Genomic DNA, 22109 nt, shown 5'->3' with positions numbered 1-22109 from the left:
GGTCTCTATTAGTTTTTCGGGTTCGGCTCATGGGGATTCACCGGGGCTAGATGACTCATCCAGTCTGAGTTTCACACGTTTGAGCTTTTAGAGAAAGTCCCTCTTGACTTTCGAGCGCTCTTCTTAACTTGTCACCAATGGCTGCCACCTCTATTTTTTGAGAATGAGTTTTCTAAGAAAACACCAGATATTAAGTTCTATCGTCATAACGGGAATGCAGATTTGATTGTGGAGACTCCTGGTTCTCAGTATATGACTTGGCAGGGAGAAGTAATGATCTATTCTCAAATACAAGTAGATGCTGTTTGCCCTCATTATCAAATTCCTTACAGGTAAATCAAGAATGTCCATTAAAAAGTCTTGCTGACGCAGTTGCAAAAGTAAACACTGTATGATATCAATTCCGGTTGCACCGGAATGATATACTCAGGACTTACGCAAGCACGCTATATATAGTGTGCCTGTGTAAGTCCTGTGATTGATTGTTGGTATAAAATGGAGATGTAGTAATAATGCTCCTGATTTGTAGATTAATAGTTAAATATAAAACTATGATATAATTGTCATTATCACCTTTTAAAGTAACTTTCAGTTATGTACAATGCTTTGGATATAGCTAAATACTTCATTACTCTTGCTTCTCCTGAAGACGAAGATTTAATTACTAATCTGAAACTTCAAAAATTACTTTACTATGCTCAGGGTTTCCATTTAGTTCTATTTGGAAAACCCCTTTTTGCTGAGAGAATTGAAGCTTGGCAATATGGGCCTGTTGTACCAGACATTTATCGTTTATACAAGCAATATGAGGTAAATTCTCTTCCACAGCCTGATGATTTTAATATAGCTCTATACGATCGAGAAACGCAAGAGTTACTTAATGAGGTTTACGAAGTTTATGGACAATACACCGCGCCAACACTAATGCGTTTTACTCATCAAGAATTACCTTGGAAAGAAACTCTTCTTAATGAAGAGATATCCCATGATTTGATGAAGGCATATTTTGAGACTCAACTGGTTAAGTAGTCATGGCAAAGATGAAGGGCAAAGAACCTAGAAAGGGAAAGCGAATTGCTTCACCTCCGGCTTTGCCAAGTACCACAAATTACGATTTGGAACCCCCCGTTTTCTGTTTTCGATATCTTGATAAAACACATGGCTTAGATAGTTGTGATAAAGATGAGAAATCAGCACTGGTATCTACCTTGTACAAACTCAGTCAGTTATCTTGGAGAGAACTTCGTCTTGCACCTCGTCATGGGGTTGGGTACGAAATAATTGGTCGAAATAGTTTTCTTGTTTCTATTCCTAAGCATATTACAGAAGATGTGGATCTGATCGCATTCCGATTTAGCGGCTTAAAACCTATGGTTGGTTATCGGGATGAAGCAATTTTTCGTATTGTATGGCTAGATAGGTCTTTTGAAGTGTACGATCATGGAAATTAGCAAATCCATTAAGATGACTGCCAGTTTTTACGTCCATATTATTGAATCTCCCTCACCAGAGGAACTTTTGAACGGTATCACGGAAGGTCGCGCACTCTGCTCATTCCTTGACATTGCTGAGATACCATACTTATATAACCTCGCAGTCACTCCTGAGCAATTCGATATTGCGATGACTGATCGAGTCGAATTAGCTGTAAACAAATTTGAGTTACCACCGATTCTCCATTTCAGTACGCACGGTGGAGAGGAGGGTATCCAACTAACCACTCAACGAGATTCTGGCGATGTAGTCAAATGGGCTGAACTGGCCGTGTGTATTCGTTCAATTCATCAAATAATTGGTGACATCGGTGTGTGTATGTCATGTTGTAGAGGGGCAAAGGGAATAAAGATGGCACAAGTTATCCGCGCAAAAGATGTACCGTTTGCTTGGATTATAGGAACTTCCACCGAAATTGATATTCGTGATGCCGCCTTAGCATTCGCTGTCTTTTATCATCGATTGCATGGTGATAATTTCATTAATGTCGATGAGCTTTTGAATGCTATGCGGGCTGCCTCTGGTGTCCCTGAGTTCAATATTTGGTTCGGCGACTTGACTCAGAAACAATACACTAAAGAACAGCTACAAGCTTTGCAGCAGAAGTTGAAAAAACGGCAAAAAAGAGTGGGTTCTCCTGATTAAGTAACGCTCGTAAAGATTGATCCGTAGAGGATAATGGCAAATCAGCTTTCAAGTTTCGGTTATTACAACAAAATCTTCTATCAAGACAGATGCCGGGGTGTTACATTAATTACATCAAACTAATCAAATTTTGAAGATTATATGAGAGAAGAATTATCAGAACTAATTAAGCGCTCTTATCCTGAAGAGGAAGCATCTAAATACCTTGAATATAGGTTGACCAAAGAAGATATGAAGTTAATAGTCGATGAGGCCAAGAGGATTTTGCATAATTTTCCATCAATTCCTAATAGCTGCGCTCCAATGAGTGCTATATGGACAGCAATGATAAGAGACAATACTGATATACCTGTTCATATGGTTGCTGGCAGTTTAGATATGATGGGCAAGCGTATATTTGGAGATAACATGAAGACTAATGATATGAGTCAAACCTTTTCTGAATCTAATTTAGATTGGGCTGGTCATTGCTGGGTCATTTTTGGTGACTATATTGGAGATATTTCTATATTTAGAACTGCTTACTCGGAACATACTCCAAAGTGGTTGGGGGAGATGATTTTTTCTGTGTTTGGTGAGGGGCGAGGAATGCTGTTAGGAACTCCAAGCAATTTGTTAAAGTATGGTTTGGTATACACTCCAAGTTACGTTCTGAAAGATTCAGAGATTACAGGGTTGATTAGATCTATTGAATTGATACTCAATTAGTATATAGATAAAAAAACAGATACTGATGTGTAAATTAATAGTTGAAAATATATGAATTCTAAATGAGTAAATTTTATATTACTCATTTTCTAAACGCGATCGCAAACCTTTCTATCCCAGCTAAATCTCGATGAATCTCTATGTCTCGATAACTACCCGCACTATCCAACATCTCAACCACAGCCTCAGCTTGTCCCTCCATCATCTCCGCCAACCATACACCACCCGATCGCAAATAGTCCGGCGCAGTTGCTACCAAATGCCGAATACAGTCTAACCCGTCAACTCCCCCATCTAAGGCCAAATGAGGCTCATGTTTAGCCACTTCCGGCTGCAAATTAGGCACTAAACTACTAGGAATATAAGGCGGATTAGAAACCATACCGCTAATTTGACCGCGTAGGGGTAAATCATCTACGATCGCGCTTTCTAAAGGTTCCCACCACGAACCTTGATAAAATTGAATCCGATCGCTTAAACCCAAATTATCTGCATTTTGCTGAGCAACAGCGATCGCATCCGAGCTATAATCCACAGCATGAATCAAAGTATTTGTCAAGCTTTCTGCTAAACCCAGCGCGATCGCACCGCTACCAGTTCCCAAATCTACCCAATGGGATTTTGCATTTAAACTTTCTATCTGCGATCGACGTTTAGCTGCTTCTACCGCTAAATCAATTATCAATTCTGTCTCTGGACGCGGAATCAGTACCGCAGGCGTTACTTTTAGAGAAAAATGCCGCCAATAGGCAGTTCCAGTTAAATATTGTACTGGCATCTGTTCGCTGACTCGGCGCTGCCATAAATCCTTAAGGTCAGTAAAAGGTAACTTCAGAGTAACTTCGGGCGAATTTTTGAAGGATTCTAGGCGGAGACTTAAGCGATCGATCCCTGCTAACTCTTGCAACCACCACTCAAGTTCGGTTAGAGAAATGTTAGATGCGATCGCCTCAGCTTTCGCCTGATTTAACCACTCCCAAAGTTCTAACCCTGATACAACCATATAATAATCCGTCATTTAATAAAATGATAAAATCGCCGCCAAGATGGCGGCGTTACAGATATTTTTTCCTAAGTCCTGACAAATTAACAGTTAACAGTTAACAGTTAACTATTAGCGACGAGGTTGACTTGGGACTGGCGCAGAAGGTCTTGCTCCTGGTTGTACTGGTTGTTGTTGGTTTCCACCCGATGGTTGCAGCGTTCGCACGTATTCCAGAGACTCTCTCGGTGGTACTAAAATAATTTGGCTCAAAAATGGATCGTTGTCAGTCCGCATTGCTTCCAAAACAGCTTCTAAATTCACAACCTCGATCTTGAGCGAGGAAGCAATATTTGGTTGTTGTTGCTTAAAGCGCTCCAACATCCCCTGTAATTCCTCTTTATTGAAAAACAAAGGAATAACTTGCTCTTGACCCCGTTGAATTGTCAAATATCCATTTTCTGGGCCGCCTCTAGCTAAGAAAAGAGGGACACCGCTAAATTCATTTACCTGTTGACCGCCTTGCCGAAGTAAGGTTTTAGCAGACTCCACTTGGGTAGTGGTAGGAACATAGGCAAATTGTACTTCCTCTGCCTTACCCTTGTTAGCTTGGCTTAACTGGTAAATTTCTCCCAGAGATACTGGTACTACCTTCACTGATGCTGCTAGTTGAGGATTTCTAGTTTTTAGGCGATCGACAAAAGCTTGAGCATCCCGTTGACTGATAAAAACTCCAGCTACAGAGGTATTGCTGCCGCTTTGACCTTCTTTGGGAACTGAAGCGATCAGGGGCGCACCTTGTGCGTCAGTAATCGTAAATACTGGCACTGGGCGTAACTTTTCCAAAACCTGCGGATCGGGCAGTGCCAGTGCTGACATATTGCTTGTCAGGGAAGGGCCAAGCAAAGTGCTTCCTAAAATCCCCAACACTGCGCCCAAACGAACTAATGATTTCATGCTTTATCCAGGAGCAATCCTGATAATAGATTTAAACAAAGACTCTCGCCTTTATATATCATAAGTAGTCGCAGACTCTTTTGGTTTGTTTCCGGTAATTTCCGGTCAAGACCTAAGAGGCTGAGACTGACTCATTATGTAGTTATACGGCTTCTGAATCGGGATGACAGGATTTGAACCTGCGACATCCTGCTCCCAAAGCAGGCGCGCTACCAAGCTGCGCTACATCCCGTTGTTGTCATTTTCTCTTCTATGGCAATTAGCTCATAGAATGATGCGATTGTCAAGCTTTTTTGGATTTTAGCTTAACTACACACCTTGAGAAACAAAACTTTTGATTGAGTTGTTCCCAAACACCAACATTTTTTTGATGGCATTGCCAATATATCATACTTTGGTGGTTTTGGGCAAATTCAATTTTGGCTTAATTTCGCAAAAAAATGACATCTTGGCAGCTTTGAGGGCTAGTCTGGATACCAAAACATTCCTTTGATGCCCTCTGGATCGGACAGGAAGCCCAAATTTCGGTAGAAATCTACCACATGAGGGTCAGCAAATAGGGTAATGTTGCTGATATCTTCGCTGCGGAGTTTTTTAATGATGTACTGCATCAGCGCCTTACCTAAGCCCGACCCCTGGAATTCTGGATGAACCACTACATCCCAGAGTGTGGCATTAAAAGCATGGTCTGATGTGGCTCTGGCAAAACCGATCAACCGTCGCTGGGCTCCTCGCATTTCCCACATGGAAACGACTAGGAAGCTGTGTTGAATGGCTTTTTTGACTTTACGCAGGGGGCGGCGAGACCACCCAACTGCATTACAGAGTTCTTCGAGCTCGTAGAGGTCTATGTCGCGATCGGTACTAAACAAGATGCGACTATTGCCAGTAGTGGGTTTGCGAAAGGGCGGGGATAGCGAATCGCTTGCCCCAAAAGCAAAATCTTCCTCAAATTCCGCTGTCTGGGGCGTAGAGGCAGAGTCAGAACCGCTAAATAAGTTTTTCCAAAAACCCATGCAGGCGTGGTTAAGGTAGTAGAAGTTGAATGACCTTAATAGCTAGTATATCTCCCGTACCTCCCCTCAATTATGGCTCCGGGTTTAAAACCATCTACATTGGAACTGCTCAAGCGCTTTAATCGGGCGTTTCCCCAATTTTATGAGCAATTTGTCAGCAGTGAGATTCAATTGCAAAACCTGAAGCTAGCCTACCAGTTATACAAAACGAGGCAAGCTGTGATTGAAATCAGACCGGAGGGTAGTAAAAGTGCTCTGCATTTTGCTTACCGCAACCAGTCTTTCCTGCTGAGCGATATTTTTGGCGTGCTGGCGGCCTACGGGCTGACGATTCACAGCCTCAGTCTCTATGGACAAATTTACCCACCGATGTTGGTGTTTATCAAGTTGGTGGTGTCACGCGGGGGTAAGGTTCTGACTGATAAGACAGCAGAAAATGTCTGTAGGGCCGTTCGGGAGGCCCTGGCGGGGCATTTTGAAGTGGAAGAAATGCTCGCTGTGGAGTTTAATCTGGATGCGGGTTTGGAGGATGTAGCGACTGAGTTCTATGTCGATCCGGTTTTCCATTTACCTGCTTTGCTGATTGAGGCGGATAACCAGCCTGGACTTTTCTATAAGGTAATGTATGCCATTTGGCAAGAGGATTTATTGGTGGTGAATGCTAATTTGCTGGTTTGGCGGGGGCGTACTCGCTTGATTCTCTACTTGTTGGGGCCGAATGAGAGTTTGATTCCTGAGTATCTGGGGCAGAAAATTGCTGAGGGGGTGAGGCAGAGGTTGCTCGGTGAGCGCTTTTAAGTATAGCAACCGCCTTGGCGGTTAGGTAGTGTTAAAATCAATAAAAACTTAACTAATTGTACCTCAGATGGTAACAACTACCTTGACTTCTCATCTACGAAGTAATGAGGAAAAATTAATTAGTTTGACAGGCATTAAATGGCTAACATTTAATGCGATAATGTCTGATGTCGGCGATGGTAGAGCCTGGAGAATTGCCTATGCGGAAGGAGTTTTAGAAATCAGAAGGCCTTTGCCTAAACATGAAAGACCTAAAGTTATGCTCGAACTCTTTATTGGAGCTTTAGCAGATGAGTTAGAAATTGAAGCTATGAGTCTCGGTGCGTTGACTCTTGAACGGGAGGATTTAGCTCGTGCTATTGAACCAGATACTTGTTTTTACATTCAAAATGAATCTTTAGTTAGAGATAAAGATGAAATTAATTTACCCGCCGATCCTGCACCGGATTTAGTAGTAGAATCAGACTACACGAGTTCTTCTTTGAATAAGTTCTCCATTTATGCTTCTCTGGGAGTTCCTGAAATTTGGAGATATCGCAATCAAAGTCTTCAAGTGTATCAATTGATTGATGGAAGCTATGAAGAGAGGGAGAATAGTCTGGCTTTTCCGTTTTTGCCGATCGCAGAAATTCCGGGTTTGATAGAACAAAGTAAAGCGATCGGACAAAGGGCGGCGGTGCGTTTGTTTCGGGAAAGGGTTAGGGAATTTTTGGCGGAGTGAGTCAGTCCTACGGCAAGCAACGCTATGCCGAAAGAGCCTAGTTTTGATTTATAACACTCGCTAAAATTCCTAAGATTTTATTTACATCTTGGTGACAATATTCGCTTAAATCAACTTAAATTATTTGCTCTTGTACAAATTACAAATTAAAAAATTAATATTATTTTTAATTTGTAATTTGTAATTATTAATTGCTCTTTTTCTTAATTATTAGCGGCGTTTGCCAGCACGAAACTCTCCCGGAAAGCGCCTACCTCTGGCATCTATGATCGCACCTCTACCGTGAGGTAGTCCTTTGCGAAATTCTCCTTCGTAGCGAATTCCGGTGGGGAATGTGCAAGTGCCTTTTCCATCTAATCCTTGATTAAAAAACTGACCTTGACAGCGTGTACCGTCTGCGCGAGTAAATGTCCCGTTGCCAAAAGGTTGACCTGCAAAAAACTGACCGACATAGCGATCGCCATTAGCAAAAATAAATTGCCCTTGACCGCTGGGCTGACTGCCAAGACTATTACCGCTAGAGACTTCAAAAAGTTCGTCGAATGTTCCTTTGTAGCGATCGCCATTAGCAAAGATTGCTTCGCCATTAACAAGTACACCATTACGGAATTGTCCTACCATGCGGTCATCGTTAGAAAATAGGAATGTTCCTTGACCGTGGGGTATACCATTGCGGAATTGTCCTTCGTAGCGATCGCCCTTCGAGTACACATATATTCCTCTGCCCTGTGGTCGGCCGTTAACGAAATCTCCCTGGTAGTTATCGCCATTGTCATAGTTGCACCTGACGCGACCTGTCGGCGGATTACCTTCGCAAATGGGGGGGCGCTTTTGTTCGCCTTCTTTTTGCCCTAATGATGGCAGAGGATTGCCGATTAAAAAAGCAAATCCCAAGCAAGAACTAACTAATATTACTTTTCCAATTTTTTGAATTAAGCCAAGCATAGACTACCTCAATTTTTGATGCAAGGATTCCAATAAATTTTGCATTAGCCTGGTTGTTTTGACGCTAGGGGAGATTGTTCTCCTACAGTTTTACTTACTTCCACGCCATTTTGCTCCAAAATCACTACTGGATCTTGTCCCGATCGGAACACAACCCGTTTGATCAGTACCTGCCCATTAGCAATTCGTTGACCGACTTTGACATATCTGCTAGTTGCCTCGCTGGCCGCTTTCACAATCACGAATATCTCATTGCCTACTCTCACTACCCCGCTAACTTCGGTAGCTTGGGCGATATCTGTCGAAGGTGGGGGCGGTGGCCCTGGACGCGCTGCCGGAGGCGGCGGCGGATTGGGATCGCGCCATGCTTGTGGTGGCGACGTTACAGGCAATTTAGGGAGATTTGGTACTTCTCTAGTAGTTGCGGGTGGGAATGACGGGGGTCTAGCGGCAATAGGCGGCTGCGGTCTCCATTGAGGTCTGCTTACCTCTACTGGCAACTTGGGTAAACCAGAAATTTCTGTTGGCTTTGCTTGCGGGAGTGAGGGAGGGGCCGGCTGACCAGGGCGATTGCCGGGAAGCGGTCGCCACTGGGGTCTGCTGGTGTCTGTTGGCAGTTTAGGGAGAGTGCCCACTTCTGTTCCCTGTTGATTTGGTAGTTGCGGAATCCCTGGGGTTCCTCCTGCTCCTCCTGCTCCTCCTGCTGGTGTCGGTTTCCACTGGGGAGGATTTGTGTATTGTGGCAGTGTAGGGAGATTGGGAACTTGTCTATTTTGTAGTTGGGGCGGTTCTGGTGTTCCTACACCGACGGCTTCGGGACTGTTCCTAATCGTTTGAGGTGGAAGCACGGAAAATGGATCGCCTGCTGCGCCTGCTGGGGCGGGTACTTGTACCTGTTGGGGCTGCGGTTTCAACGGGTTCGATTTATTTTGGCCAGCAATGTCTGATTGAACTTGTCTTGCTCGTTCGTCTGGGTTTGTAGACTGAATTAAGCCTGTAGCACCAACGGCTGTGTTGGTTTGTGGTGTTACCACAGGGGAAGGGAAAGCCTGAGCTACTGTCGTAGGGCTTGGAGATGATCCAGGCGTTGCTGGGGCCGAGGCCGCCGGAGAGGGGGGACTAGCGCCCGAAGTGGGGCTAGGACTAGCTGTGTCGCCTCCTGACCCGCCACCGCATCCTCCGACTATGAAAGCTAATAGTCCTGTAGCTGCTACCAATAAAATTTTACGCATTGCCAATTACCCACGCGCCTTATTTCAAGAATACCCCAGACGGCTGGTTTTTTATAGTCTTGCGTGCCTGCAAGTCAATCTCTGTTCGATGGTATGCGATCGTGGTGAGATTGCCAAGTTTTTCTGTGAGATTTTGATTAGTTTTACAGGGCAGTTTAGTCGAGATAGGCTAGCATATTAGTGGTTAAAGTACCTATATCTCTCTGGGTAACATTGAATTAACAAAGGAATAAAGTTTAATGAAAAAAGTTATTTTCAGGGTGATTTCGGTCACGACGCTAGTTTCTATGTGTACCTTGCCAATGGCTGCGGTTTTTTTGCTAAGTCAGAAGGCGCAAGCTCAGCAAATGTGGGCAGATTTTACTATTAAATCTGGGAACAACACGAGCGATGTATACGCTCAGTTTAGGCGCGGAGGCGGTTCTGGCTCTTCGACTCCGAATACTCAGCCAGGGGGAAATCCAAAAGTGTTCCAAGCTAAAATCAAACGCCGTGCTGCGGGAACTCCGGTGATCGATGTGACGTTTAATGGCAAGAAGACTTTTGAGATGATTGTGGATACAGGGGCATCAGGTACGCTGATTACTCAGCGGATGGCTTCAGCTTTGGGAGTGAGATCGGTGGGCAAAATCAAAGCTGGGATCGCTGACGGTAGGATAGTGGAATTTGGCCTCGGTCGCGTTCAGTCAATTGGAGTTGGGGGTGCGATTGTGAAGAATGTAGAGGTGGCGATCGCTCAACAAATGGAGATCGGTCTTCTGGGTCATGATTTTTTTGGCAATTATGATGTCAAAATCAAACAAAATGTAGTTGAATTTTACCCCCGATAACAAAATCCCAGCGAATTGGGACTCTGTGACTACAAAGTTGCTCAAGTTGGCCTGAATGGTATGATGTCTGAGGAATGACGATCGCGAAAGGGTAACTCGGCATGGGACAAACGTCTGTATCTCCTGTTGCGCTAATAATTTTAGACGGTTGGGGCTATCGTGAAGAGACTGACGGAAATGCGATCGCCGCCGCTAAGACTCCGGTAATGGATAGTTTGTGGGCGGCTTATCCGAGAACTCTGATCCGCACGGCGGGCAGGGCTGTGGGGTTGCCGGAAGGTCAAATGGGCAATTCTGAAGTGGGCCATTTGAATATCGGCGCTGGGCGGGTGGTTCCTCAAGAGTTGGTGCGGATTTCGGATGCGGTGGAAGATCGGAGTTTGCTTAGCAATCCGGCTTTGGTGAAGGTTTGCTCGGATGTGCGCGATCGCAACTCTAAGTTACACCTCATCGGTCTTTGTTCGGAGGGCGGTGTTCACTCCCATCTCGACCATATTTTCGGGTTGGTAGACTTGGCAAAGGCTCAAGGTATTTCCGATCTCTGCATTCATGCGATCGCAGATGGCCGCGATACTAATCCGAAAGAGGGAATTGAAGCTCTAGGAAAGATTGAAAGTTATATCAATCAAGTTGGTGTAGGCCGGATTGTGACTGTCAGCGGTCGCTATTATGGGATGGATCGCGATAAGCGCTGGGATCGAGTTAAGCTGGCTTACGATGTGATGGTAGGGGTTGGGCCTGGTGATGGGCGTTCGGCTGTGGAGTTATTGAGGACTTCCTATTCTGAAGGAGTGACGGATGAGTTTGTGATTCCCACTCGAATCGCGCCGGGGGCAGTAGAATCTGGAGATGGGATAATTTTCTTCAATTTCCGCCCAGACAGGGCTAGAGAAATCACGCAGGCTTTGGTAGATCCTAATTTTACAGGGTTTGAAAGGCACCAAATTCAACCTCTAACTTTGGCGACGTTCACGCAGTATGACCCTAAGTTGCCGGTGTTGGTGGCTTTTGAACCGCAGAATTTGAATAATATTTTAGGCGGTGCGATCGCGGATCGTGGTTTGAAGCAGTTTCGGGCGGCGGAAACTGAAAAGTATGCTCACGTGACTTATTTTTTTAATGGGGGTCTAGAGGAGCCTTTTGAAGGGGAGGATCGGGAGTTGGTACAAAGTCCGATGGTACCAACTTATGACCTCGCACCGGAAATGTCTGCCTATGAGCTAACTGATGTCGCGATCGCTGCGATCGAAAAGCAGATTTATTCGCTAATGGTGATTAACTATGCTAACCCGGACATGGTAGGCCATACGGGAATTATGGAAGCAACTGTGACTGCGATCGAAACTGTAGATAAATGTTTGGGCCGCCTGTTGGAAAGTATCAATAAAGCTGGCGGTACAGCGATTATTATTGCCGATCATGGTAACGCTGAGTTGATGTGGGATGAAAACGGCAATCCCTGGACAGCTCACACAACTAACCCAGTACCCTTTATCCTTGTAGAAGGGGAAAAGTTAAAAATTCCCGCACACGCAACTGATGTTCCTCTGAGGGCTGACGGCTGTTTAGCTGACATTGCACCGACAATTCTGGAGATTTTGAAATTACCTCAACCCCCAGAAATGACAGGTAAATCGATGGTTGAAACCGCCGATTTTGAAGTCCGAGCCAATCGTACTCCCGTGCGAGTACGATTGTAGGAATCTTAACAGTTAACAGTTAACAGTTAACAGTTAACAGTCATCAATTACCAATTACCAATTACCATGACTATTGTTCAAGTTTTACAAATTATCTGGTCTTTATCTGCTGTCGGAATTATTGTTTTTGTGCTCTTGCATAGCCCTAAAGGCGATGGCATTGGAGGAATTGGAGGACAAGCTCAATTGTTTACCAGTACCAAGAGCGCAGAAACAGCTATAAACCGGATTACCTGGGGTTTATCTATTGTTTTTCTGGGTTTAACACTGATTTTGAGTGCTGGTTGGTTAGCTCCAAAGTAGGTATCCTCTTTATTATTCGGGGTTGATGGTTCGGCGATTGAAATCGCAACTACACAAACGAAGTCCGCCTTCGCGGACTAGGAGATAAAGGGAGTATTTAAGCTAGATTTAGTATCTTCTTTTTCTTAATAGTCCGCGTAGGCGGACTTTGTTCGTGTAGCCGCGATTTTAATCCCCCGTCTACTTGTAGCTAGTTGGTTTATGTTTACTGATTTCAAACATAAGTTTTTGACCGTTTCACTTGTAGCTTTTTGTACTTTTATTATAATAATTATTACTCAGTTTCAAGGTGATGCTGCTAGTCTCAATACTCTAAACGATCGGCTACCTTCACCACAAGTTCATCCTTTACCTGCAACGCTAACTAATTGGAAAGATTCCAAAGATAACAGCAATTATTTTAACGAAGTTAAGCCCTTAGAATTCGGTTATTTGGTGTGGTCGCAGTTTCCAATCAAGGTATATGTAGAGCAGGTTACTGATAGGAATAGCTCTCAGTCATGGAGCGAAACCGTGTTGAACGCTGTACTCGAATGGGGAGTTTATTTGCCATTGGAAGTGGTGGATGAATTAGAGAAAGCTGATATTATAATTTTACACCAGTCTCCGCCTTTACGACAGGGACAATTACGGGCGCGTTCGGGTGAAACTCGCTATGAGTTATATGTTAGTAAACAAGGGGATAGAGGTATTTTATCTCATCGCTGTACTATTTGGTTAAATCCGAGCCAAACAGGAAAATATATCGCTGCTGTAGCACGTCATGAGTTCGGTCATGGGTTGGGAATTTGGGGTCATAGTCCTGTGGATACTGATGTCATGTATTTTGCTCAGGTGAGAACCCCCCCACCGATTTCTGTGAGAGATATTAATACTTTGAAGCGGGTTTATGAGCAGCCAACTCGTCTGGGATGGTCAGAAATAATTAAAAATTAAAAATTAAAAACAGAGTATGTAATAACGGTTAGGCTTCTGAGTTGCTATAAATAAATAGAAATTGGTAAATCTTTCTCGGGTCAAACTGTTAGGAAGCTAATATTTAGATAAAGATAATCTCTATTAGCTTTTGCAAGTGATATCCCCCAACCCCCTAAAAAAGGGGGCCTGTTTATATCTACGCTTAAAAAGGGGGAAAAGTTTTTTATTTGTTCACTTTCTGCGCTTGTGCGTGTTGTTGTAGGCGAGAAAGAACGTTGTAGGCATCGGGGCCTGGGTTGTCGTGTTCTAGAGAACCATCAATGGGGCCGTCAATGGCTTTCCAAGCAGGAACTCCACCTCTAAGTTCAGCTACATTTTGAAAGTTGGCTGCGCGAAGTTGGGCAGCAGCTTGAGCAGTTTCTTCGTCACTTTCGCCATAAACGTAGATGTCGCGATTGTACTCTAGGCTGCTTTTTGCCCGTTCTACTAATTCATCCATTGGCATTGGCAGCGCACCAGTAATGTGGCTTTTGTTGAAGCTTTCGCGATCGCGTACATCAATGATTGTTAGCCCTGGTTCGCCCCAATCTAGACGAGATTTCAGGTCATGGCTAGAGGATTGGGCTTTCAAACGAGAAGGGGTAGGAGTAATGTTTGGAAGCTTGTCTTTGCTTTCTGTAATTTGATCGGGAATTGTTTTCATAAAGGAACTTTAACTCATTACTGCTCTTGCAATGTAACAAGCATTTATGGTGAGTTTATCTTCCTAAAGTAAGAATCAAGTTATGAATTAAGGTGGGAATTAAATCTAACTAAGGGGGAATGATGAGGTTAGTAAACCCTATGCTGTAATGGCAATCTCTACAGGAGAATTTATTAGAATCATCTGAGATGCTTGAGACTGGTAGGAGCTGGGAGAGAGGCGGTTTGTAGGAGATTATTTTTTGCTACCATAGTAATTTATGGGTGTAGGGCTAAGGATGTGGCAGGTTGATTTGTTTAGAGGTATAATTACTAATTAAGAAGCGATCGCAAGTATTGCTAGCAGCGCTGTCAATTAATCAGGATTTAGCCAATCCTCTGAATTTTATTCGATTTAATTATGCGTGGATTGGGCAGATTTATTTTAACTATGACTTATTTACTGATAATGATAAATCAAGACTGGAGATTGCTTTACTGGATGGGCAACCACAAAAAATTGTAATGAGTGCATAAGTCCTGTTAAGATGAAATTGGATAGGTTTTTGCAACCTCACTAAGTATTACGATAGAAATATCAGATTAGTCTTCGGTATTTTTACTGAAAAATCTGATTGTTGTACCCGTTACTGGAATTATGGATATGTCGGAACAAGAAGGAACTGTTGTGTCTAAAACGCCTCGGACACCTGAAGAACAATTGGTTTGGGATGCGAAAGGAAAAATTCGGGTGTTGCTGAATTTGTGGGATGTATCCTTTGGTAAGGGGAGGGTGAAGAAGGGAGATTTGACGAAAAGGATTGTGCGGACTGGGGAGACGAGTAAGGATTATGAGGGAATTTTGACTGGTTTGCGAGAAAGTGGTGCGATCGCATTTTCGACTGAAAAGCGAGTGATGGTAGTTGAAATTACGGATGTGGGTCAGCAGATTTTGGCGCAAGGTTTGAAAAATAGCGATTCTCTGTTTGAGTTTGACGGTTCTCAAATTGGGACGAGATTGGGGAATGCACTATTGAAATGGTTGCGGGTTCAAGAGGGATCGGTAACTGTGGCGGTGGAGAAACCTAAGCCAGAGGTGGAGACGATCGCTTCTTATGAGAGGTTTAAGGTGGTGGCTTTGAAGGTTTACGATCGGCTAAATCAAGATTTTAACTATGACGATTTGGTTCCCATTTATCGGATGCGGCGGGTGATTGGGGAAAGAGTGGCGCGATCGCAGTTTAATGAGTGGCTGTTGGAAATGCAGGCCAATGATATTTTTCAGCTAATGGCAGGAGAAACGCAAGATAGCACCCCAGATAAACGTGAAGACTCAATCACTATTCCTGGTGGTACATTGCGTTACTACGTTAAGCGTTTGAATCCCTAAAATTGTTCTCAATCTTTTTGTAGTTCGTTACCTCACACTCGATAACAATGAACAATATACCAGTTTCTCCGATAGAAGCCCTGAATGCTGCAATCCAAAATCACAATCCATTTAGCAAAGCTGGAATTGTTAAAGAACAAGATATTTGGCGAAAAGGGTTTCCAGATCTTCCTACTCTAAATGCTCACGCTTCCGATGCTATTTTTCAGGCAGTTGAAAAAGTAAGGACAAGTCAATCAGATCAAGAAAAAGTTACTTCACTGGTATTGACTGCTGACCAGGGAGTAGGGAAAAGTCACATTTTGAGCCGCGTTTGCCAGAGACTAGAAAGTAATAGTGGCATTTTATTTGTTTATGTGAGTGGCGATAATTACACTGACTTAAACTTAATAAAATACCAATTTCAGCAAACTTTAGTTAACAGCTTAAGTCGCATAAGCAGCCAAGATGTCATGCAAGTGCAAGAAATAGCAGCAGCAATGGCCAACCAATGTTTCAAAGCTAAAAATCCTGCTTCACCCACTCTTTCTCCTCAAAAACTACTCGATCAGTTTGATGAAGTATGTGCTAGTTGGGCTACTAAAAACAAGAATTACATGAAATCCCTAACTAAGCAATTTCTTAAAACAAAGTCAAATTTAGATCCCTATATTGTTCGATCTGTTTTGTGGACATTATCCGAAGTTCAAACACCTTTTGCTATCAAATGGTTATCTGGTGAAGAGTTAGATCAATCTAAAGCTGAGGAACTAGGATTGCCGACTAATTCGGGCAAGACTAATCAGGATAGAGAAGCAGAATCTCTTAATAATGTCCAGCAAATTTTGAATTTAGTGAGTTACTACCGTCCTGTAATCATTTGTTTTGATGAAATAGATGTAAATGCAAATTGTAGAGATGATGGTTTGACAACACCACAGGTAATAGCCGATCTTGTTAAGCGTTTGTACGATACTCTTGAACAGTCAGAACTCACTCAAGGTTTAGTTATTATCACAGTAATGATGCCTTATACGTGGACAAACGCAGTTAAGGTGATGACAGGCGGTATACCGGCTCGACTTTCAACATACACACAGAGAAAACCAATTGATTTAGAATACTTAAATGGTGATTCTTTAGTCGATTTAGTCGAGTTATGGTTGCAAGATTTTTATAAGGTCAGAAGTTTAAATCCTCCTCATCCGCTTTACCCATTTGAGGAAAGTCAACTGAGAGAATATGGCAGAGGTAAGCCAACTGTACGGGAAGCTTTGACATGGTGTGCTGACAATTGTAAAGTTTTTATACCTCCAATATCTGAAGATCAAAAAGATCCTCTTAAGCGGTTTGAGTTGGCTTTAACTAAGGAACTTGATGCAGACATCCGAGAGGAGATTAAGGATAGTGTCACAATTGCTGATGCTATTTGCTTTGGCTTTTCAATCCTAATAGGTGAGACTGTGGACAACGTAAAAATTAATAACATCATAACAGAGGTTAAACCAAAATTACAAAATGCAGGCTGGATTGATTTCAAGATAATTGGTGTCGAAAATGGAAAAAAGATAAAAATTGGTGTTGCAGTCATTGAAACTTCTCAATCTGACTTAGTTACTGGATTAAGACGCTTAATTGATTATCAAAAATTTGATTTAACACGAGGTTGTTTAGTACGTTCCCAATCAAAAATAGAGAAGATGAGCAAAAATTCTCAAGCCTACAAGCTACTGGAAAAACTCGTGGCAGTAGAAAAAGGCGGTGAGGTTGTGTATTTAATTGAAGAGCAAATAAAACCCTTGATTGCTCTCCGTAGTGTTTATGAAAAATGCACAGAGTATAATTTAACAGAAGACGAGGTTTTAGATTTTATATCTCAGAAAAAACTTGTTTTTGACAATTTTTTACTGCGAGAAATTTTGAGCGATCCGTCAAATCAAATGCCTGTGGTTGATGACGAAGATGAACTAGACTTTTTAGCAGACCTCTTCAACCTTTCCAACAGTAATGATACAGATGATGAAGATCTAATCGGCGAATTTAGTTAAGTATGAGTGAATCAATTTTGCTTCAAACAGCACTGGCTTTACCAGTTCCAGATATTGAAGCTTTAATCCAAGGACAATCTATCGTAGCTATGCCTCGGCTGTTTCTAAATCCGGGGCGGAAATTTGCCCTATATCCAACCGATACCTCGATTAAATTGCTCCCTCACGAACAACACTATCGCTCAAGTTTTTTGCCTATGGCTAAAACTTCCCTCGCTCAATTAAATTCTGATAAGATTTTAATTAAAGCTTGGGCTAAATGCGAACTGTGCCAAATGCTGAACGATCCTGAATCATTAAAAGCTTTGTCACAATTAACCATCTGGACAACAGAGTTATTAGAGCAAACTCTCGTACAACGACCTCATATTTTTCTAGCTCATTTGCGTGTCTATCTGCTACCTGAACCCCTGGAAATGCCAGTACATCTTAGCAGCAATTTTGTACCTTTGCCAACTTCCCTAAATGTTAATGATTCTTCGCCAGTTTTGAGCGATACTATCTTCGCTCAACGCCGTCAAAAGCTGGAAAAACTAGAGCCTCCAGAGCATCCAGAATTGGAAGAGTTGCAAAGTGCGATCGCGCTTTTATCCACTACTAACCCAACGGCTAAAAAACTAGATGTAGAACTAAAAATGTTTTTGGGTTGGAGTAGCGATAAGCCTGTAAAGCTAATTAAACCAGAATTATCTTGGATAAATACCATAGCAGCCTTGGGCAATCGCAGCATAGAACTAGAAGAAAAAAAAAGCAATTATCAAGCAGGGACAGATTTTGAAAATGTCACACGCCAAAGTCTTGAATTCTTAGGCTTCAAGGTTGAGAATGCCTACAAAGGCGGTGCTGGTGGTTTAGATTTATTTTGCTCGAAACCCTATCCCTTAGTTGGTGAGTGTAAAGCGGGTAGGCTTATCCCTAGTCGAACTGCTGAGGAATTGATTAAACTTGGAGGAATGCACTTAAGTCGGGATAAGTTTTTAGAATCTACCAAGTTAGTAATTGGCCCTGGCAATTCTTCGGTAGATATGTTGAAAGCAGCACAAGAATGGAAAATTAGTATTATTAATGCCATGACTTTACAGAAGCTAGTTGAGTTAAAAGCTAAATATCCAGGTGCAGTTAATTTGGTTGAACTCAAGCCCTATCTAGAAACTGGGCGGCAAATTGACGACAGAATTAATGATTATATTGAGAAAATTGAGAGAGAAATTAGGCTGCGATCGCAAATCATACAAGCAGTGAAACAACTTTGCTCAGATAGCGACTTTCCAACGGTTGTTGAGATTAAAGTTCAATACAATGCTACATTTGCCACCACTGATTCTAAGCTGACAAACGAATCAGTAAAGGATTTGACTATAGAACTTTCCTCACCATTGACGGGTTACTTAGGGCGAATTAAAGGAGAGAGTTTAGGAAGCGATCGCTTTTATTTCCTCCGAGACTTACCAGTGGATGAGTAAAATATAATAAATTTCAGCTTAGCTGACATCAAAATCAAACAGAATCAAGTTTTGTGTACAATCACAGAAAATATTGATAGAGATCACAAACCTTTTATCTAAAAAAGAGGCATACTAAGTATTAACACTAGGTACATTGCGCCCATCAGCCGCGATCGCGCAGATTTAGCTGGTTAAGTTGGCAGGAGTTGACTCCTGATGAGCTTGGGAGGAAGTTGTGATGTTGCTATTAACCCCCGGAAAGCGCAGAGAAAGCAAAGGCAAGGCTGATAAATTCCCTCAAAAGCAGGTATCTACAAATTCAGCTAAGCCGAAAAATGTGACAAAACAAATATTCAGTCGATTACGAATTAGCCAAAAAATCGGCTATGGCTATGCTTTGGCAATTGGGATTGCGATTTTGGGGACGGGAATAGGGATGGGAGTAGGAGACTACTTTCGCAAGCAAGCTTTGTATCAGCTAAACATTGCTCAACAGCAACAAGAACTCCTCCAAGGTTTACAGAATTCTGTCTTTCAGGCGCGAATGCACGCCTCGCGACTGCCTGTTGTTCTAGGAGATTTGGTTTGGCTAAAATATGAAAATTCTCAGTTTTTAGAGCAAATCAATTCCGCTAAAATCTTGATATCGAGAAGCCAAACTTTTATAGAAACTAACAGCTCAAGCTTACCACTTAATAGAGATGAATTGTTGAATTTATTGAGAAAATACGCCATCACTATTGATTACTATGGCGAGATGATTAAGTTGCAGTTAAAAGAATCCAACGCTTGGAATATAAAGCCCAACCAGATCGTGCCAACACAGCTACAACTGTTAAGGAATGTTAGCGGTGAAGAGGCATTGCTACTAGATCGACTTTCCGATAATTTAACTCAACAAATTTCAGCAATCAGCATTCAAAAGCTGCAAGGAGTCGAAGGTGTACAGTATGCAGAAGCACTCAGAACCAGAATAATCATTGGTAGTATGCTAATTTCTGCAATCATAGCAGCCGTTCTTGCTTACTATACCAGCCGCGCGATCGCACAGCCTTTAGAAACTGTCACAAATGTTGCTCAACAAGTCACTCGTGAATCAAACTTTCACCTGCAAACACCAGTTACAACAGAAGACGAAGTAGGAAGTTTAGCTATATCTTTTAATCAGCTAATCCAGCGAGTAGCAGACTACACTAAAGAATTAAAACAAACTCAGTCTCAATTAATTCAGACTGAAAAAATGTCCTCCCTCGGTCAAATGGTGGCAGGCATTGCTCACGAAATTAACAATCCTATCAACTTCATTCACGGTAACATTGAACACGCCGACGGCTATATTAACGACTTAATACAATTGCTAGCACTTTATCAACAGCATTATCCCGAACCAATAGCGGAAATTCAAAACCAAATTGAAGCAATAGAATTAGATTTTCTCAGCGAAGATTTGCCCAAAATATTATCTTCTATGAAAATAGGAGCTGATAGAATTCGCGAGCTTGTAATCTCTCTGCGTAATTTCTCGCGTCTGGATGAGTGTGAAATGAAAATCACCGATATTCGCGAGGGGATTGACAGCACTCTTGTGATTCTCAACTATCGGGTGAAACAGGGAATTAAAATTATCAAAGAATATGGAGAATTGCCGCCGATCAATTGTTATCCCGCCCAGTTAAACCAGGTATTTATGAATATTATTAGCAATGGAATCGATGCGCTAGAAGAGCTAGGTGATTCAGATTCTACTATCTGGATTAATGCGGAAGCTTCTGAGTCTAATTGTGTAAAGGTGAAAATCAGAGACAATGGCCCTGGGATGCCGCCAGAAATTCAAGAGAACATTTTCGATCCTTTTTTCACGACTAAATCTATTGGTAAAGGTACTGGTTTAGGACTAGCTATTTCCTACCAAATTATTACAAAACATCACGGTACAATCGAGGTTAATTCTCAACCGGGAAAGGGGACAGAATTTGTTATTACTTTGCCTATTAGTGGTTAAATTTGGTAATTGGTAATTGGTAATTGGTAATTGGTAATTGGTAATCGCTAATCGCTAATCGCTAATCGCTAACTTCCCCATCCTCCCCTCCGATTAATTAAAAATTAAAAATTAAAAATTAAATCTCACAATTTTTAATTTTGCATTTTTTTTAATTTTGCATTTTTAATTTTTAATTGATTAAGTTGCTCCCCCATCTCCCTCGCCCCCTGAAGATAGTAAATTTTCAATCAGGGGCCGATCGCTTCTAAAATGCTATTTGGAACAAATGCTACACCCAGTGGCAGAATCTGACCCGGCTTGCGGGCAACAGCCCTGGGGGACAGCATCCCCTATTCTCAATTACTGTGGAGAAATTCTGTGGACTTATCTTTAATTCCGGCTCAACCAAAACCCGGAGTGCTCAACGTATTGATTGAAATCACCGCTGGTAGCAAAAACAAGTACGAGTTTGATAAAGATTTACAAGCCTTTGCTCTCGATCGCGTACTTTATTCCTCAGTACAGTATCCTTACGACTACGGGTTTATACCGAACACCCTTGCCGATGACGGCGATCCCCTTGACGGGATGGTAATAGTAGACCAGCCCACATTTCCGGGGTGCGTCATCGCCTCCCGTCCCATTGGTTTTCTAGAGATGATAGACGGAGGCGATCGCGACGAAAAACTGCTGTGCGTACCCGATAAAGACCCGCGCTACGCTCACATTAAATCCCTCAAAGACATAGCACCCCATCGCTTAGACGAAATCGCCGAATTTTTTAGAAGCTACAAGAACCTGGAAAAAAAGGTGACAGAAATTCTAGGGTGGGCAGATGTCGATCGAGTCATGCCCTTAGTAGAGCAGTGCGTCCAAGCAGCTAAAAAATGAGGTAGGGACATCCAGGCGATCGCTCCACAAACAATCCTCAGCATTGAACTTAAGACTGCCGCCGCAATCTGTTAAATCGGAGGACATAGTTAGAAACTAGGGTGGGTAAAGCCGTGAAAAGCTTGTAACGAATAGCTAGAGAAGGTTTACGGCATTGCCCACCCTGTAACTTCCTGTATAAAGAGGAAGAAAGCGGTAAAAACCTAAATAGCAAAGACGATTGTGGTTTTTGCCTTTAATAGTCCGCCTAAGCTCTCAGAGGAAACAACTATTAAGTGAAAATTCTGAAGACAAACAGCTTAACTCAAGGCTATCTTAATCTAAATGGACTCAGTAACAACACCGGACAGCTAGAGAGCGATAAACTGAGTGTACCGTCTGCCTACTTTTCTCTGAGAGGGGTTGTTGCATTCAGGCACTAAATTCCCAGGTTCAATCTACA

At 42.5% G+C, this 22109-nt stretch carries 21 protein-coding genes and 1 tRNA gene; 15 read left to right on the top strand and 7 right to left on the bottom strand.

Going from position 1 to position 22109, the window contains the following annotated elements; translation table 11 throughout:
• Nucleotides 1-594: 594 nt before the first annotated feature.
• The 4 genes from PN499_RS07570 to PN499_RS07555 all read left to right on the top strand — a co-directional run bounded on the left by PN499_RS07570 (nt 595) and on the right by PN499_RS07555 (nt 2847).
• Complete coding sequence (locus tag PN499_RS07570) at nt 595-1029, top strand: Panacea domain-containing protein (protein WP_272031115.1); 435 nt, start codon at nt 595-597, stop codon at nt 1027-1029.
• Between the two features lie 2 nt (nt 1030-1031).
• On the top strand, nt 1032-1451 hold the full coding sequence (locus PN499_RS07565; protein WP_272031114.1) for a hypothetical protein: 420 nt from the start codon (nt 1032-1034) through the stop codon (nt 1449-1451).
• Complete coding sequence (locus PN499_RS07560) at nt 1441-2139, top strand: hypothetical protein (RefSeq protein WP_272031112.1); 699 nt, start codon at nt 1441-1443, stop codon at nt 2137-2139. Before PN499_RS07565 ends, PN499_RS07560 begins: the two co-directional genes overlap by 11 nt.
• 141 nt (nt 2140-2280) lie before the next feature.
• Complete coding sequence (locus tag PN499_RS07555; protein ID WP_272031111.1) at nt 2281-2847, top strand: hypothetical protein; 567 nt, start codon at nt 2281-2283, stop codon at nt 2845-2847.
• A gap of 82 nt (nt 2848-2929) precedes the next feature.
• Here PN499_RS07555 and prmC read toward each other — a convergent pair whose 3' ends face one another.
• The 4 genes from prmC to PN499_RS07535 form a co-directional block, all read right to left on the bottom strand.
• Nucleotides 2930-3865, bottom strand: a complete 936-nt coding sequence (prmC, locus tag PN499_RS07550; protein ID WP_272031110.1) for a peptide chain release factor N(5)-glutamine methyltransferase — start codon at nt 3863-3865, stop codon at nt 2930-2932.
• 96 nt (nt 3866-3961) lie between these two features.
• Nucleotides 3962-4786 (bottom strand): Tic22 family protein, encoded by an 825-nt coding sequence (locus tag PN499_RS07545; RefSeq protein ID WP_272031109.1) that lies wholly within the window; start codon nt 4784-4786, stop codon nt 3962-3964.
• A gap of 158 nt (nt 4787-4944) precedes the next feature.
• Nucleotides 4945-5018, bottom strand: a tRNA-Pro gene (locus PN499_RS07540).
• 232 nt (nt 5019-5250) lie between these two features.
• Nucleotides 5251-5802 carry a GNAT family N-acetyltransferase gene (locus PN499_RS07535; RefSeq protein ID WP_272031108.1) on the bottom strand — a complete coding sequence of 184 codons (552 nt, stop codon included), beginning with the start codon at nt 5800-5802 and terminating at the stop codon, nt 5251-5253.
• 72 nt (nt 5803-5874) lie between these two features.
• Between PN499_RS07535 and PN499_RS07530 the strand changes: the two genes are divergently transcribed.
• Together PN499_RS07530 and PN499_RS07525 are read left to right on the top strand one after the other, a co-directional pair.
• Nucleotides 5875-6600 (top strand): hypothetical protein, encoded by a 726-nt coding sequence (locus PN499_RS07530; RefSeq protein ID WP_007356741.1) that lies wholly within the window; start codon nt 5875-5877, stop codon nt 6598-6600.
• 67 nt (nt 6601-6667) lie between these two features.
• On the top strand, nt 6668-7321 hold the full coding sequence (locus tag PN499_RS07525) for a Uma2 family endonuclease (RefSeq protein ID WP_272031106.1): 654 nt from the start codon (nt 6668-6670) through the stop codon (nt 7319-7321).
• Nucleotides 7322-7531: 210 nt separating this feature from the next.
• Here PN499_RS07525 and PN499_RS07520 read toward each other — a convergent pair whose 3' ends face one another.
• Nucleotides 7532-8266, bottom strand: a complete 735-nt coding sequence (locus PN499_RS07520) for an MORN repeat-containing protein (RefSeq protein ID WP_272031105.1) — start codon at nt 8264-8266, stop codon at nt 7532-7534.
• A 44-nt stretch (nt 8267-8310) separates the two neighbouring features.
• The gene (locus PN499_RS07515) at nt 8311-9498 is read right to left on the bottom strand and encodes a hypothetical protein (protein ID WP_272031103.1); all 1188 of its coding nucleotides are present in this window, start codon (nt 9496-9498) and stop codon (nt 8311-8313) included.
• A gap of 239 nt (nt 9499-9737) precedes the next feature.
• Between PN499_RS07515 and PN499_RS07510 the strand changes: the two genes are divergently transcribed.
• The 4 genes from PN499_RS07510 to PN499_RS07495 all read left to right on the top strand — a co-directional run bounded on the left by PN499_RS07510 (nt 9738) and on the right by PN499_RS07495 (nt 13267).
• On the top strand, nt 9738-10328 hold the full coding sequence (locus PN499_RS07510; protein ID WP_272031102.1) for a retropepsin-like aspartic protease family protein: 591 nt from the start codon (nt 9738-9740) through the stop codon (nt 10326-10328).
• Nucleotides 10329-10429: 101 nt separating this feature from the next.
• A complete protein-coding gene (gene gpmI, locus PN499_RS07505; protein WP_272031101.1) occupies nt 10430-12028 on the top strand; it encodes a 2,3-bisphosphoglycerate-independent phosphoglycerate mutase in 1599 nt (532 codons plus the stop codon).
• Nucleotides 12029-12094: 66 nt separating this feature from the next.
• Nucleotides 12095-12331, top strand: a complete 237-nt coding sequence (gene secG / locus PN499_RS07500; RefSeq protein WP_007356733.1) for a preprotein translocase subunit SecG — start codon at nt 12095-12097, stop codon at nt 12329-12331.
• A 201-nt stretch (nt 12332-12532) separates the two neighbouring features.
• Nucleotides 12533-13267, top strand: a complete 735-nt coding sequence (locus PN499_RS07495) for a peptidase (RefSeq protein WP_417063868.1) — start codon at nt 12533-12535, stop codon at nt 13265-13267.
• A gap of 205 nt (nt 13268-13472) precedes the next feature.
• On the opposite strand, the gene PN499_RS07490 is transcribed toward PN499_RS07495, so the two are convergent.
• Nucleotides 13473-13952: a rhodanese-like domain-containing protein gene (locus PN499_RS07490; RefSeq protein ID WP_272031098.1), complete on the bottom strand. Its 480-nt coding sequence runs from the start codon at nt 13950-13952 to the stop codon at nt 13473-13475.
• Between the two features lie 642 nt (nt 13953-14594).
• Between PN499_RS07490 and PN499_RS07485 the strand changes: the two genes are divergently transcribed.
• The 5 genes from PN499_RS07485 (at nt 14595) to PN499_RS07465 (ending at nt 21667) form a co-directional block, all read left to right on the top strand.
• Nucleotides 14595-15320, top strand: a complete 726-nt coding sequence (locus tag PN499_RS07485; RefSeq protein ID WP_272031097.1) for a hypothetical protein — start codon at nt 14595-14597, stop codon at nt 15318-15320.
• Between the two features lie 47 nt (nt 15321-15367).
• Nucleotides 15368-17347, top strand: coding sequence for an ATP-binding protein (locus tag PN499_RS07480; RefSeq protein ID WP_272031096.1), 1980 nt, complete (start codon nt 15368-15370; stop codon nt 17345-17347).
• Between the two features lie 2 nt (nt 17348-17349).
• A complete protein-coding gene (locus tag PN499_RS07475) occupies nt 17350-18810 on the top strand; it encodes a DUF1802 family protein (protein ID WP_272031095.1) in 1461 nt (486 codons plus the stop codon).
• 220 nt (nt 18811-19030) lie between these two features.
• Entirely contained in the window at nt 19031-20794 is a 1764-nt protein-coding gene (locus PN499_RS07470; protein ID WP_272031094.1) for a sensor histidine kinase, read from the top strand.
• Nucleotides 20795-21154: 360 nt separating this feature from the next.
• Nucleotides 21155-21667 (top strand): inorganic diphosphatase, encoded by a 513-nt coding sequence (locus PN499_RS07465; RefSeq protein WP_272031092.1) that lies wholly within the window; start codon nt 21155-21157, stop codon nt 21665-21667.
• Nucleotides 21668-22109 lie beyond the last annotated feature (442 nt).

The sequence above is a fragment of the Kamptonema animale CS-326 genome (assembly GCF_028330895.1).
Lineage (GTDB): Bacteria > Cyanobacteriota > Cyanobacteriia > Cyanobacteriales > Microcoleaceae > Kamptonema > Kamptonema formosum.
The sequence above is the reverse complement of the archived record's forward strand: the minus strand, read 5'-3'. Positions and strand labels throughout refer to the sequence as shown.

Excerpts from the sequence above, each read along its gene's own strand:
- PN499_RS07570 (WP_272031115.1), top strand. The coding sequence starts at position 595 with ATGTACAATGCTTTGGATATAGCTAAATACTTCATTACTCTTGCTTCT.
- PN499_RS07565 (WP_272031114.1), top strand. The coding sequence starts at position 1,032 with ATGGCAAAGATGAAGGGCAAAGAACCTAGAAAGGGAAAGCGAATTGCT.
- PN499_RS07560 (WP_272031112.1), top strand. The coding sequence starts at position 1,441 with ATGGAAATTAGCAAATCCATTAAGATGACTGCCAGTTTTTACGTCCAT.
- PN499_RS07555 (WP_272031111.1), top strand. The coding sequence starts at position 2,281 with ATGAGAGAAGAATTATCAGAACTAATTAAGCGCTCTTATCCTGAAGAG.
- prmC (WP_272031110.1), bottom strand. The coding sequence starts at position 3,865 with ATGACGGATTATTATATGGTTGTATCAGGGTTAGAACTTTGGGAGTGG.
- PN499_RS07545 (WP_272031109.1), bottom strand. The coding sequence starts at position 4,786 with ATGAAATCATTAGTTCGTTTGGGCGCAGTGTTGGGGATTTTAGGAAGC.
- PN499_RS07535 (WP_272031108.1), bottom strand. The coding sequence starts at position 5,802 with ATGGGTTTTTGGAAAAACTTATTTAGCGGTTCTGACTCTGCCTCTACG.
- PN499_RS07530 (WP_007356741.1), top strand. The coding sequence starts at position 5,875 with ATGGCTCCGGGTTTAAAACCATCTACATTGGAACTGCTCAAGCGCTTT.
- PN499_RS07525 (WP_272031106.1), top strand. The coding sequence starts at position 6,668 with ATGGTAACAACTACCTTGACTTCTCATCTACGAAGTAATGAGGAAAAA.
- PN499_RS07520 (WP_272031105.1), bottom strand. The coding sequence starts at position 8,266 with ATGCTTGGCTTAATTCAAAAAATTGGAAAAGTAATATTAGTTAGTTCT.
- PN499_RS07515 (WP_272031103.1), bottom strand. The coding sequence starts at position 9,498 with ATGCGTAAAATTTTATTGGTAGCAGCTACAGGACTATTAGCTTTCATA.
- PN499_RS07510 (WP_272031102.1), top strand. The coding sequence starts at position 9,738 with ATGAAAAAAGTTATTTTCAGGGTGATTTCGGTCACGACGCTAGTTTCT.
- gpmI (WP_272031101.1), top strand. The coding sequence starts at position 10,430 with ATGGGACAAACGTCTGTATCTCCTGTTGCGCTAATAATTTTAGACGGT.
- secG (WP_007356733.1), top strand. The coding sequence starts at position 12,095 with ATGACTATTGTTCAAGTTTTACAAATTATCTGGTCTTTATCTGCTGTC.
- PN499_RS07495 (WP_417063868.1), top strand. The coding sequence starts at position 12,533 with ATGTTTACTGATTTCAAACATAAGTTTTTGACCGTTTCACTTGTAGCT.
- PN499_RS07490 (WP_272031098.1), bottom strand. The coding sequence starts at position 13,952 with ATGAAAACAATTCCCGATCAAATTACAGAAAGCAAAGACAAGCTTCCA.
- PN499_RS07485 (WP_272031097.1), top strand. The coding sequence starts at position 14,595 with ATGTCGGAACAAGAAGGAACTGTTGTGTCTAAAACGCCTCGGACACCT.
- PN499_RS07480 (WP_272031096.1), top strand. The coding sequence starts at position 15,368 with ATGAACAATATACCAGTTTCTCCGATAGAAGCCCTGAATGCTGCAATC.
- PN499_RS07475 (WP_272031095.1), top strand. The coding sequence starts at position 17,350 with ATGAGTGAATCAATTTTGCTTCAAACAGCACTGGCTTTACCAGTTCCA.
- PN499_RS07470 (WP_272031094.1), top strand. The coding sequence starts at position 19,031 with ATGTTGCTATTAACCCCCGGAAAGCGCAGAGAAAGCAAAGGCAAGGCT.